The sequence below is a fragment of the Natribacillus halophilus genome (genome assembly GCF_900100185.1).
In the GTDB taxonomy this organism is placed as follows: domain Bacteria; phylum Bacillota; class Bacilli; order Bacillales; family Marinococcaceae; genus Natribacillus; species Natribacillus halophilus.
This window is the reverse complement of record NZ_FNEN01000001.1, coordinates 300,537-312,916: the sequence shown is the minus strand read 5'-3', so window position 1 is coordinate 312,916 and position 12,380 is coordinate 300,537. Positions and strand designations below refer to the sequence as shown.

Here is a 12,380-nt window from a genome sequence, read left to right as displayed (position 1 = left end):
TGGTTGATCACAATCGTTCGTTTTCACGGGGGTGAGCGGATATTCACCGAACAGCGCCTGTTTGCTTTCTCCATGTTACATATTAATATACTAACACACTATTATGTAACTCAAGCAACTTGTAGGATTCATCGTTCACTCAGTTATCACAGATTGACATTGATGAGCGGGACGCCGCTTTCTTCTCGTTTAATGCCGATGTAGTTTAATGTTTCCGAGGGTGTCGCGTGATGAAAACGCTCCTTAAGCAAGGAGAGGGAGACGCCCTGTATGAAGGCATGATAACCAAATGTTTTTCGCAACGTATGGGTTCCGATATGATCATGGATGCCGACATCGGTCGCTGCCCGGCGGATGATCCGATAAGCCTGCTGCCGAGTGATCGCCTGCCGGTCGTAATTTGAAATAAAGACATGCTCATCCAGGCGAAGGGTTGTTTTTTCTTCGAGATACAACCGAATCGCTTGTTGGGCACTTTTATTCAAGTAAATGGCCGGTTCATCAGCGCAAATAAATAGAAATTCTTTAGGGTGGGCATCTTCATCCACGATATGTTTCAACCGCAGTTCAAGGAGATGGCTGACCCTCAGTCCGGTATTGATCCCGAGTGTGAAAAGGAGATAATCCCGGGCTGAACGTTTTTTTAAGCTCTGTTTTATCGCTCGTATTTGTTCCAGGTCGCGAATCGGTTCTACATATTCCATAGCTGCCTCCCTACTAGTGTTCCGTGATTGACATTGAAATATGATTCAAAAGCATGCCGAGGGTAGCAATCATACGATTGCATATCTAGAAGGTATTTAAGAAACGCTATTGTTACCGTCTGAATGATGTTATATTATAGACTTAATAGCGGTGTTATGAACAGGATGGGCCTTTTTCACTTATAATGAAATACGCGCTATTTATGTAGTGTCCCCCTGTTTAGTCATTACATGGAAACCGTTTTGAGGTGAGATCATGAAAAAAATCGAAGGTCATATTGATGAAAGAATTATGGTGTTTGTGTATTACGGAACGAACAGTGAACGGCTGATCCAGCGCGGCTGCAGAATCGCCGGCATGTCTGGATGCCCTTTATATATTTTAACCATCGATCAAAAGCCACTCGATGAACTGGACGCAGAGAAATCCGATTATATCGATCGTTGGAAAAAAATGGTCAATGAATATGGCATCGATGAGCTTATCATTATGGATAATGAAACGCGCCCCGTTGCAAAAGTTATCGGGGAAGTCGCCCGGGAAAAGCATATCACCCAGATTATTCTCGGACAAACGACCCATAAACGCTTGAGCGAATTAACGAAAGGGTCGCTGCTTAAGTCGCTCCTGAAAGAAATCCCTTTCATTGATCTTCATCTCGTCACCGTCGCGCGTACCCTGGAGGATCAGAAAGACCATTTTGAAAAAGGCGTCCGTGCCTATTTGGTCCCGGAAGGGGACCAGTATCGATTGACTTTCAATCATACAGAGGATAAAGCATATGAAGGCTATTTCTTCAAGGAACTGGGCACAGATTTCAACAACGGCATCTTCAAATTCATGAAGGATAATGAGACGATGCAGGTTCACGTCACAGATGATTACGTCAAGGAATTGAAGAACGTAAGTATCACTGAATCTGCAAAATAATCATGAGAAAACTTGGCGATAAGCCAAGTTTTCTTTATAAATGCTAGCAGAAAATATTTATACATGCGATGGACGGGGTTTGGGTTTTGGTAGTGTGCGGAAAACGATGATGGATACCCCTATCACGAGTAGCCAATAAATCCAGAATGAGAAGTCGCCATTACGGCCGATGACGTCGAGAATTGTTCCGATGACCGTGGGCAGCGTGGCGATGTAAGCGCTCATGACCCAAATATGACGGTATTGCAAGCGGGCGGGGTAAATTTTTTTAAGCAGTAACCCTATGCCCGAGATCGCGAATACACCGATGAATTTCATCCCCGAGGCGAACAAATATAAGAGGATGAGGATTAAGGCGATAAAAGCGGGGAGGAGTTCCAGAAAGCTGCCGGTCGCTTCTTGAAGCTCCGCTTTTGTAAAACTAAATGACCCATACTCCATTTGTTCCATTTCCCCATTGGCCACCATGAAGGCACGATCCTCCAAAAGGGCAGTGACGTCTTCGTCATCCGCGAAATCTTCCGGGTTGAGGTGGCCTGAATCATCAAGAATGACGAGGGTGTCATCGATTTGGGTCGTGTACGGCATCTCTTCACCTTCCACGGCGAGCGCTCCTGTTTCAACTTCGTAATCGGGAATGTCCTCGGCGAGGACGTGTTGTAGGCGGTCACCGGCGGTGACGGCAAACGAACTAATGGAAATGGCGGCCGGAATATTGGTGATGAGCACGAGCAGAAAAACGTACAAAATCGTCCGGCCGATTTTTTGCATACGAAAACGACCGATCATCGTCGGGGAAAATAAACTGTAAATAAAAGATTTCCAGACATTCAAAGTGATGACGCTCCTCTATGTATGTAAGGTAAAATGCGATATGCTTTGTCGAGTATACCAGAAAATCGAAACTTCATCTTTACAAACCAGTGAAGTTGATGAATAATAGACAAGGATGAACAATCGTGGCATCGTCGATAACTTAATTTTTTCTTTGAGGGGAGGAGCGATTTTGGACCTGCAAGAGCTCCTGTTTATGTTTTTCGGGGGGCTGGGAATCTTTCTGTTTGGTCTTAAATTCATGAGTGATGGCCTTACGAAAATTGCCGGTGACCGTTTGCGTGAGTTGTTGGATCGATTTACTTCCAATCCGATCAAAGGTGTGCTGACAGGGATCGTCGTGACGGTTTTGCTGCAATCAAGCACCAGTACGACTGTCCTAACCATCGGACTTGTAAATGCGGGTTTTATGACTTTGCGCCAGGCCATCGGCGTCATTATGGGCGCAAATGTGGGGACGACCGCCACCGCCTTCATTATTGGCATTGATATCACGGAATACGCTTTGCCGATTGTTTTTATTGGTACATTTTTCATCTTTTTCTTTAAAAATCGAACGGCGAACAATTATGGACAAGTGATATTTGGGTTTGGCGCTTTGTTCCTGGGTCTCAACATTATGGGTAATGGTGTCTCCCCGTTAGCAGACAGTCAGGTATTTGAGGAACTGACCGTCAGTATGAGCGAGACGCCGATCCTGGGGGTCATTATCGGGACGGCTTTCACGGTTATCGTGCAAAGTTCAACGGCGGCTATCGGTTTATTGCAACAGCTTTATAATGCAGGCGCGATCGATTTACAGGCCGCTCTTCCCGTGTTGTTTGGCGATAATATCGGAACGACGGTTACAGCTGTATTGGCTTCCATTGGTGCCTCCGTGGCAGCGAAGCGGACGGCTTTGAGTCACGTTATTTTCAATTTGGTGGGTGCTGTCGTCATCCTCATCCTTTTACAACCGTTTACGGCTTTTATGGCGATGCTGGAAGAGAACCTTAACCTCGTTCCGCCGATGACGATCGCGGTTGCCCATGGGTCTTTTAACGTGGCCAACTTACTGATTCAAGTATCATTTATCGGGGTTTTGGCGACGATTGTAACGAAACTAATCCCTGGTAAAGATACGGAAATTGATCATAAAGCGAAACATCTGGACCCAACGTTTATCGAACGTTCACCGGCGATCGCCCTTGGACAGGCACGATCAGAAGTATTGCGTATGGCTGATTTTGCCCAACAAGGGTTGTATGAAGTGAATAAGTATATCAAAGGCCATCAACGCAAGAATGCCGAACGGGCTTCCCAGTACGAAGAAGCGATCAACCATCTGGACCGGGAGATTACAAATTATTTAATGCAAATTTCGAATCGCTCCCTGTCGTCCGAGAATTCCTATGTGCATTCGGCTTTATTTAATACGGTGCGCGACATTGAGAGAATCGGCGATCATTTTGAAAACATGATGGAGCTCGTCGATTATCAGATGAGAAACAAGGTTGTTCTTTCCGAAGCGGCCAAAGACGATCTCGATGAAATGGTTTCATTAACGCTCAAAACGTTGCAGGACGCGATTTATGCCTTGGAGCATCAAGATGTGGATGCCGCCCGGGCGACGGAAAAACAAGAAGAGGAAATCGACAAGCTGGAAAGAAAAATGCGCAGGAAACATATTGAGCGCATGAATGACGGTCGCTGCTCCGGGTCAGCCGGCATTGTATTCGTCGACATTATCAGCAACCTCGAGCGAATCGGCGACCATGCGGTGAATATTGCGGAAGCGGTGTTAAACAAGCATTAGCTACACGGCAGGAGGGGTGAAAAGAGTCGATGGATATTTTGTGGATCGGTTTAGCGATTATCGCGTATGCCCTGGCAATTATTGGGGTGATCTATCCGATCATTCCGAGCGGCCCGGCCTATATCCTCGCGATCATATTTCTAGGATTATACGCCGGGTTTGCCGAGTTCGGCGTCGGTTTTTGGGTAGGGCAGACGATTATCGTTATCCTGCTGTTCGTAGTGGATTTTTTAACGAGTTATTATGGCATCACACGTATTGGCGGTTCTAAAGGGGCTGTATGGGGAAGTATGATCGGTCTCGTCGTCGGTCCCTTTATCATCCCGGTGCTCGGGATTATCATCGGCGCGATCGCGGGAGCGGTGATCGGCGAATTACTCGTCGGCGGGCACAACCTCAAATCCCTCGGAAAAATTGGCCTGGGATCACTGATCGGTTATCTGACAGGGGTTGTTTGTAAGTTTTTCTTCCTTTTCAGCGGTCTTTTACTCGCTGGCTTCAGCTTGTGGCTTTAATAAAGAAAACTTGGCTTATCTGCGAAAAAAAAGGGTTGCTGTTCCTGTTAATCTATGATATATTGTCCATTGTCTTCACTACTGTAAAGATGGCGGTGTAGCTCAGCTGGCTAGAGCGTACGGTTCATACCCGTAAGGTCGGGGGTTCGATACCCTCCGCCGCTACCATTTATGAAGCGCATGGCGGTTGTGGCGAAGTGGTTAACGCACCGGATTGTGGTTCCGGCATTCGTGGGTTCGATCCCCATCAACCGCCCCATTGGCTTGGCGGACCCTTAGCTCAGTTGGTCAGAGCAGACGGCTCATAACCGTCTAGTCGTAGGTTCGAGTCCTACAGGGTCCACCATTACGTTTTGACAGCACGCCCTTATGGGTGTTTTTTTTTACGAAAAAATAGGTTTAAAGATAATAGGGTCGGGGAATGCATATCTGAGAGGGTGTTTGACTCAATCTTAAACATTGGAGGAGATTTACATGGCTAACTACGAACTTCCAGACCTACCATATGCAGCGGATGCATTGGAACCGCACATTGATGAACAGACGATGAACATTCATCATGGCAAGCACCATAATACCTATGTGACGAAGCTGAATGACGCGCTCTCCGGGCATGATGAGCTTGCCAATCAAAGTGTCGAAGACTTGGTGACAAATCTGGACAAAGTGCCTGAAAATATTCGCACCGCGGTTCGTAATAACGGCGGCGGTCATGCGAACCACAAATTATTCTGGACGATCCTGAGCCCGAATGGAGGCGGAAAGCCATCCGGCAACTTGCTCTCCGCGATTGAAAACAAGTGGGGAAGCTTTGATCAGTTCCAGGAAGAATTTACGAATGCCGCCCTTGGACGTTTCGGGTCAGGCTGGGCATGGCTCGTCGTTGACAACGGGAACCTCATGATTCAGGATACGTTAAACCAGGATTCGCCATTAACGGAAGGCAGAACGCCGGTGCTTGGCATTGATGTTTGGGAGCACGCCTATTACCTCAAATATCAAAACCGTCGTCCTGAATACGTACAAGCATTCTGGAATATCGTGAACTGGCCGGAAGTAGAAAGACGTTACGAGGAAGCAAAATAAGAACGTTCCCTCCCCCGAAAAGGCGATTGCCTTTTCGGGGGATTTTTCATGGCGGGAATAGATGACGCGTAATTGCACACGCTAACTTGAGATGAGGTAGGTGTGTGCGATGGTATCCGCGTTGTTGAAACGGTTATTGCCGGAGAATGTAGAGGCAACGAAAGATTTTAAACTTTTGTTGGTGATAGGGGGATTATACGCGTTAAGCACAGCGCTTTCGAATACATTTGTCAATGTATACATATGGAAACAATCCGGGAGTATCACGGCCATTGCTCTTTATCATCTGGCAACCGTCCTCGTTTCCCCGTTGGCGTTCTTTTACGCGGGACGAATGGTCAAGCGTATGGATCGAACGATTGTATTAAGGGTCGGGATTGTGCTGCTCGCTCTTTTTTATTTTGCCGTTCTGCTTGCCGGCACGAGTGTCGAAGATGTGCTCCTGGTGTTGGGATTCCTGTTAGGACTTGGGTTTGGTGTCTATTGGCTTGCCTTTAATGTGCTAACATTCGAGATTACCTCTCCGGAGACGCGGGATGTTTTCAATGGTTACCTCGGTTTATTCACGTCACTCGCCGGTATGGTGGGGCCGATGACGGCCGGGATTATTATTGCCGGATTTCCGGGCTACAGTGGGTACCAATCGATTTTTACGGTTTCGTTATTGTTTTTCGCCACGGCGGTGGCGCTTAGTTTTAAGTTTGGGAAGCGATCATCGGCGGGGATCTTTCGTATCAGCAACGTGTGGCAAAGGCGACATGAGGACTTGGATTGGCGCCGGGTGCTTTACGCGCATTTTTTTCAGGGCTCCCGTGAAGGGGTCTTTACGTTTTTAATCGTCGTGTGGGTGTATACGGCGACCCAAAGTGAGTTGGCGCTCGGCACGTACGGGTTAATAACGTCGGCGGTTTCGTTATGCTGTTATTTTGCTGTTGGGCGTTTTTTGCCGGTGCGCATGCGCCGACGGTCGATTTTCATCGGTTCTCTGCTCCTTTATTTGGCGATTTTCTTTATCGTTCCCGACCCTACGTATGTACGCTTAATTACATATGGCATTCTGGTCTCGGCGGCTTATCCGCTCATATTCGTACCGTTTGTGTCCATGACGTATGACATTATCGGCAAAGCATACAAAGCGGCGTCCATGCGTGTGGAGTACTTGATTGTCAGGGAATGGTTTGTCAATGGCGGACGGGCGGTCTCCATCATTTGCTTTCTCATCCTAACTTCTTTGCTTGGAGACAGACAGGGAATTTTGTTGACGTTACTTGTTTTCGGGGCGGGGCATCTTTTTCTGTATTTGGCGATACGACACATCGCTCCTCACGGAGGGAAACTTCCGGATGACGAATACGCGAGCAAAAGCCTGGGTGAACAAGAACGTCAAACATAGTTCAGACTTCTCTTGTGCGAATGATAGCGAGGGTGTGCTACAATCATTTTATAGAGATCGCTCGGGGGAGGAGAACATATGGTGAGGGAGAAACGGAAAAATCACATTCCCATACGTTTGAATGTGCTTTTTTTTGCTGTCTTTATTTTATTTTCCGTCTTGATTTTACGCCTTGGCTACATTCAGATTGTCCAGGGAGAAGAATATGAAGAGATGGTTAACAACAACGGCGAGCAGACGGCAAATGTCGATGCGCCGCGTGGTTTAATGTTCGACCGGAATGGAAATACAGTCGTCGATAATGAACTGGAGTTAACGCTTACGTATACCAATCGGCCGGGCAATGATGAAGAGATGCTTGAGATTGCCGAGCGGTTAACCCAATTTTTGGATATTGACGAAGATGATATTGACGATATCAACGAACGGGAATGGCAGGACTATTGGCTGCAAACGCGGGAAGATGAGGCCGACGAGCTTGTGAGCGACGAGGAAGAAGCGGAGCTTGAGGAAGATGACGATATCTATGAACTGCAGCTGGAGAGACTACCGGAAGAAGAAGTCATAGACGACATCGGTGAGGAAGAGCAGGAGACGGTGGCGATTTGGACCGAGATGATGACCGGTTACAATTATGCCCCGCATCGGATCGCACGGGGACTCGATGAGGAAACCGCTCACGCTCTCAGTGAGTTAATGCATGAACTTCCGGGCATTGATATCATGCGCGATTCGGTGCGCGCTTATCCTTATGGCGAAAGCTTTTCGACCTTTTTTGGCAGTACAGGGCAAATTACCGAGGGTGAACTCGACCAGTATTTGGGTGAAGGCTACGAGCGGACCGATATTGTCGGAAACTCCCAATTGGAAGATGAATATGAAAGCGTATTGCGAGGCGAAAAAGCAGAGATAACGACCGATGCCGACGGAAATGAATCGACGGATCCCGGCGCACGGGGTAACGACCTCGTCCTTACGATTGACATGGCTTTGCAGCAAGAGGTCGAAGATGTGATTGATGATAATATCGGCAGCGCAAGCGGGGGCACCTTTCTGAATGAGCCGGAAGCCCATGTTATCATGATGGAGCCGGATACGGGAGACATTCTTAGCATGGCGTCATATGATAACGATGTTAATTTGGTGATGGGTCAGTATGAAATCGGATCGACGGTCAAAATGGCAACCGTACTGGCCGGCTATGAGAGTGGCGTGATTGGCCACGGCACGGTTTATGAAGATACGCCCATCAATCTACCTGCTTCACAGCCGGTATCTTCATGGCAAAATATGGGAGCCGTGAATGACATCGACGCCATCCGCCGCTCATCTAACGTTTATATGTCAAGAATAGCGATGGAAATGGCCGATTATGAGCTCGGTGTCGACGGCAGGGATTGGTCCGGTGCTGACCAGGGCTTTGACATGTTGCGCAATCATTACGCCCAATTTGGTCTCGGCACGGAGACGGGCATCGATCTTCCCAATGAAGTGACGGGCACGACTGACGGTTACAATATCGGAAACTATTTGATGCTGCCCTTTGGACAGTATGATACGTACACACCGATGCAAATGGCCCAGTTCGCCGCAACGATGGCGAATGGCGGGGATCGGATGCAGCCAACGCTTGTAAGAGAAATTCTCGAACCCGCGACAGGGGATGAAGAATCCGGATCTGTTGTACGCCAAAATAGCCCCGAGGTGATGAACTCAGTCGACAATAGCAACGAGGATTTCGAGCGGATGCAGGAAGGCATGAGACAGGTGATGCAACAATCCGGCTCAAATGGAGGAACCGCTTCCGATGATTTCGATGATGCCGATTATAACCCGGCGGGTAAAACGGGGACGGCACAGGTGAGTGTACACGAGGTTAACGATGGCTATAACCAGGGGATGGTGGCTTATGCGCCCCACGATGATCCCGAGGTTGCGATCGCAGTGATTGTTCCGGAAACTTCGACGAGCGATGAAGATTCAGGTTTGGCAAACTCGATCACACGGGACGCCCTCGATGCTTATTTTGACCTCCAGGAGGACGGAGCTGAACCGGAAGAATCCGACGATGAAGATGAAATTTACCAGGATCCGGACGATGACCTGGGATAAGGAGAGAGGCGCGCTTGTGCGTAAGATCGCATAAGCGCGCGTTTGGTTTTGGGGGGGTGGCCAGGGTGGAACCATTTGGCACGCATATCGCCAGTTGAAAGGTGTCACTTTGAGTGAGTGAAACCATTTGCCGTGCTCCTCTGTGTTGAGAGGTGTCACACCAGCCTAGTGGAACCATTCGGCTAGTTCCTCGGCTACTGAGCGGTGTCACATCGAGCGAGTGAAACCATTCGGCACGCTCCTCCCCTGTTGAATGGTATCACCCCATTGAGTGAAACCTTTCAGATCTGCCATCTCCGGGTTAGGAGTGTCAGTCCATCGTGATTCAAATGCTCTCTTCGGGTATCAATGAATATAATAAGACCCTACCCCGTATCCAATGCGTTTGAAATGATTAGCCAGTGTTCTCGACACTTTTTTCCGATCGCCTTTCACTGCGCACCATTCATAGATCGTGTTGCTGGTAATTTTTCTTTCCGGAAAAAGGAGCTTGAATTCTTCTACGCTCCGGATGATCGCGGCTTGACCATTTTCTTTACAGCCGCACCCGCTACATACCCATAGTCGCCCCTTTTCCATCATATTCAAGATGCAAATAATATTGCCGGTCGGGAAATGCATACGCGGATGCAAGAATCGCAAAATTTAGACGGTTCACGTTCTTTAATTTTCCTCATCGCCCACTTCCTTTCGTTTTTGTTAGTATAGCACAAACAAGGCTTCACGGTTCCGTCAAAGTCCAAATATATTCGCGGATGTCCGAGGGAACGGAGATCGCCCCGACCTTTATGACACTTGAAGCGCGTTGCCATACCCCAAAGGCAGGGTATCTCACTCCGATAGGGACCAGAAGCGTGTTGTTATCCCCCAAAAGCAGGGTATCTCGCTCCGAGAGGGACCAGAAGCGCGATGTTATCCCCCAAAAGCAGGGTATCTCGCTCCGATAGGGACCAGAAGCGTGTTGTTATACCCCAAAGGCAGGGCATCTCGCTCCGATAGGGATCAAGAATCACGTTGTCATCCCTCGAACGACGGGGATCGAACCAATCCGAGAGAGCGATGTGATCTCCCTCGGGCTCGTCTTAGAAAGGCGATTTTTATTTCCCTTAAAAATCGTTTTACTTTGACTTTACCTTGAACAAGGCTTAATCACGAGTTGATTTATTTTTAAAAACCTGATAATATTATCAAGTACGACTGCTTACGGATAGGAGGGACAACGATGCGTGTTCAAATCACACTTGCCTGTACAGAAACAGGAGACCGCAACTATATCACAACCAAAAATAAACGAACGCACCCGGAGCGGATGGAATTAAATAAATTCTGCCCGAGAGTTAACCGGTATACGCTTCACCGTGAAACGAAGTAAGCAGCAGGAGAGTTCCGCTGCTGCTTCTTTTAATAGGGGGGCTTGCACATGATGCAAAAATCCGAAATTCGTACATATATCGTTCAACAATTCGCAACGCTTACGGATGAAGAGCTGGAGATGCGCGGTCGGCAGCTGCATGAATACTTATATGAACACCCTTCCTGGCGTGAGGCAAACGTCATAGCGGTCACTGTTGCCACCCCCCGGGAGATACCGACGCGCCCGCTTATAGAAAAAGCCTGGATGGAAGGAAAAAAAATCGTCGTTCCCAAAACGGACGGTAAACGTCGCGTCCTTGATTTTTACACGCTTTCGTCTTTTGCCGAACTTAAACAAAGAAAAAACAGTTTGTGGGAGCCTGACCCTAACCGCTCGGAACGCGTCCCTTCCGAACACATCGATCTCCTCATCGTGCCGGGGCTGGCGTTTAACGAGACAGGGTATCGCGTCGGGTTTGGCGGCGGGTATTATGATCGCTTTCTCGCCGATTATAACGGACATACGATAGCCTTTTCACTTTCATTTCAACTTTTTTCGAATCTACCGACAGAAACACACGATATCCCGGTCCAAACATTATTCACGGAGACATCGTAATGCTCGCGCTCCTCATCCTAACCGTTGCCATCCTTGCTTTTCTGGCTTATCGTTTTCAGGCCTTAACGCTCGGAGGGGCGCTCATGGCTTTTCTCGTCGGCGCAGGCATCGCCATTCCTTTCTCTTTTGAAGGGTTACTCGTCCTTGCTACCTTTTTTATAAGCAGCACATTACTGGGGCGGCTTCCTGCGCGGACCTTCAAGCGTGAAAAAGAAAAACGAACCGCCTCTCAAGTGTTTGCAAACGGGGGAGTGGCCGCTCTTATCGCCTTATTATCACTCCCGTTCGCCGACGAAGAACTTTTCAAGGTCTTGTTTATCGGCGCACTCGCTGCTGCCAATAGCGATACATGGGCGACGGAAGGCGGCAAACGCTGGGGCGGCAAGCCTTATCATATAAGAATGAATGCCCGGGCAACCGTGGGCCGATCCGGGTCCATGACGTTCGTCGGCACTGTCTTTAGCGTGCTCGGTAGCGGTCTTGTCGCTATTCTGGGGAGCCTGCTCCTCCTGGATGGTCAGTGGGCATTGTTGATTACGATCGCCGGTTTTCTCGGCGCTATGGCTGATACGCTCATCGGAGCATTTCTCCAGGAAGAGCGCCAGTGTGTCCGCTGCCAGGCCTTGATCGAAGAAAAACGTCATTGCGGTCAACCGACCAGGAAAGTCCGCGGCATCTCAGGCCTTGACAACAATATGGTGAATACTGCCTGTACGGGCATGGGCGCTTTCGTTGCCATGATGATTTTTCTCCTCGTATAGCTTCTCAATCATTCAGACAAGCTAAAAAGAAAAAGCAGGAGGGCTTACGTTGAAAAAAATCATCGTCTCTTTGGGGATCATTGTGCTGGGGATCATCGCGTATCGCTATCGGTATGTACTGCTCAGAAATAGAATTACAAGACGTATCATCATCAAAACGGTCATGGAAATCCCGCCTTTAAGAAGAAGGGCACTCAAGAAATATTCGCCCTTTGCCACTTAACGATAGAAAATATTCGCATTTAAGGGCGCTGTCGATTATGATGGAAGGGGCAAA

12 protein-coding genes and 3 tRNA genes are annotated in these 12,380 nt (G+C 48.3%); 13 read left to right on the top strand and 2 right to left on the bottom strand.

Features of this window, described 5'->3' with window-relative positions; translation table 11 throughout:
- Nucleotides 1–146: 146 nt before the first annotated feature.
- A complete protein-coding gene (locus BLS58_RS01595) occupies nt 147–704 on the bottom strand; it encodes a tyrosine-type recombinase/integrase (RefSeq protein WP_090395793.1) in 558 nt (185 codons plus the stop codon).
- A gap of 256 nt (nt 705–960) precedes the next feature.
- On the opposite strand from BLS58_RS01595, the gene BLS58_RS01590 reads away from it, so the two are divergent.
- Nucleotides 961–1,635: an adenine nucleotide alpha hydrolase family protein gene (locus tag BLS58_RS01590; RefSeq protein ID WP_090395792.1), complete on the top strand. Its 675-nt coding sequence runs from the start codon at nt 961–963 to the stop codon at nt 1,633–1,635.
- Nucleotides 1,636–1,692: 57 nt separating this feature from the next.
- Here BLS58_RS01590 and BLS58_RS01585 read toward each other — a convergent pair whose 3' ends face one another.
- Nucleotides 1,693–2,469, bottom strand: coding sequence for a DUF1189 domain-containing protein (locus BLS58_RS01585; protein WP_090395791.1), 777 nt, complete (start codon nt 2,467–2,469; stop codon nt 1,693–1,695).
- Between the two features lie 172 nt (nt 2,470–2,641).
- On the opposite strand from BLS58_RS01585, the gene BLS58_RS01580 reads away from it, so the two are divergent.
- The 12 genes from BLS58_RS01580 to BLS58_RS17370 all read left to right on the top strand — a co-directional run bounded on the left by BLS58_RS01580 (nt 2,642) and on the right by BLS58_RS17370 (nt 12,326).
- Complete coding sequence (locus BLS58_RS01580; RefSeq protein WP_090395790.1) at nt 2,642–4,264, top strand: Na/Pi cotransporter family protein; 1,623 nt, start codon at nt 2,642–2,644, stop codon at nt 4,262–4,264.
- A 29-nt stretch (nt 4,265–4,293) separates the two neighbouring features.
- Complete coding sequence (locus tag BLS58_RS01575; protein WP_090395789.1) at nt 4,294–4,779, top strand: DUF456 family protein; 486 nt, start codon at nt 4,294–4,296, stop codon at nt 4,777–4,779.
- 91 nt (nt 4,780–4,870) lie between these two features.
- A tRNA-Met gene (locus tag BLS58_RS01570) sits at nt 4,871–4,947 on the top strand.
- A 15-nt stretch (nt 4,948–4,962) separates the two neighbouring features.
- A tRNA-His gene (locus BLS58_RS01565) sits at nt 4,963–5,038 on the top strand.
- A 10-nt stretch (nt 5,039–5,048) separates the two neighbouring features.
- Nucleotides 5,049–5,125 (top strand) — tRNA-Ile (locus BLS58_RS01560).
- A 128-nt stretch (nt 5,126–5,253) separates the two neighbouring features.
- Nucleotides 5,254–5,865 carry a superoxide dismutase gene (locus tag BLS58_RS01555; protein WP_090395788.1) on the top strand — a complete coding sequence of 204 codons (612 nt, stop codon included), beginning with the start codon at nt 5,254–5,256 and terminating at the stop codon, nt 5,863–5,865.
- Nucleotides 5,866–5,974: 109 nt separating this feature from the next.
- Nucleotides 5,975–7,258: an MFS transporter gene (locus BLS58_RS01550; RefSeq protein WP_090395787.1), complete on the top strand. Its 1,284-nt coding sequence runs from the start codon at nt 5,975–5,977 to the stop codon at nt 7,256–7,258.
- A gap of 78 nt (nt 7,259–7,336) precedes the next feature.
- Nucleotides 7,337–9,370 (top strand): peptidoglycan D,D-transpeptidase FtsI family protein, encoded by a 2,034-nt coding sequence (locus BLS58_RS01545; RefSeq protein ID WP_090395786.1) that lies wholly within the window; start codon nt 7,337–7,339, stop codon nt 9,368–9,370.
- A 1,222-nt stretch (nt 9,371–10,592) separates the two neighbouring features.
- Nucleotides 10,593–10,742, top strand: coding sequence for a 50S ribosomal protein L33 (rpmG, locus tag BLS58_RS01535; protein ID WP_090395784.1), 150 nt, complete (start codon nt 10,593–10,595; stop codon nt 10,740–10,742).
- Between the two features lie 48 nt (nt 10,743–10,790).
- On the top strand, nt 10,791–11,342 hold the full coding sequence (locus tag BLS58_RS01530) for a 5-formyltetrahydrofolate cyclo-ligase (RefSeq protein ID WP_090395783.1): 552 nt from the start codon (nt 10,791–10,793) through the stop codon (nt 11,340–11,342).
- Nucleotides 11,342–12,103, top strand: a complete 762-nt coding sequence (locus tag BLS58_RS01525) for a DUF92 domain-containing protein (RefSeq protein WP_090395782.1) — start codon at nt 11,342–11,344, stop codon at nt 12,101–12,103. Before BLS58_RS01530 ends, BLS58_RS01525 begins: the two co-directional genes overlap by 1 nt.
- A 49-nt stretch (nt 12,104–12,152) precedes the next feature.
- Complete coding sequence (locus tag BLS58_RS17370) at nt 12,153–12,326, top strand: hypothetical protein (protein ID WP_176764546.1); 174 nt, start codon at nt 12,153–12,155, stop codon at nt 12,324–12,326.
- The last annotated feature ends 54 nt before the right edge of the window (nt 12,327–12,380 follow it).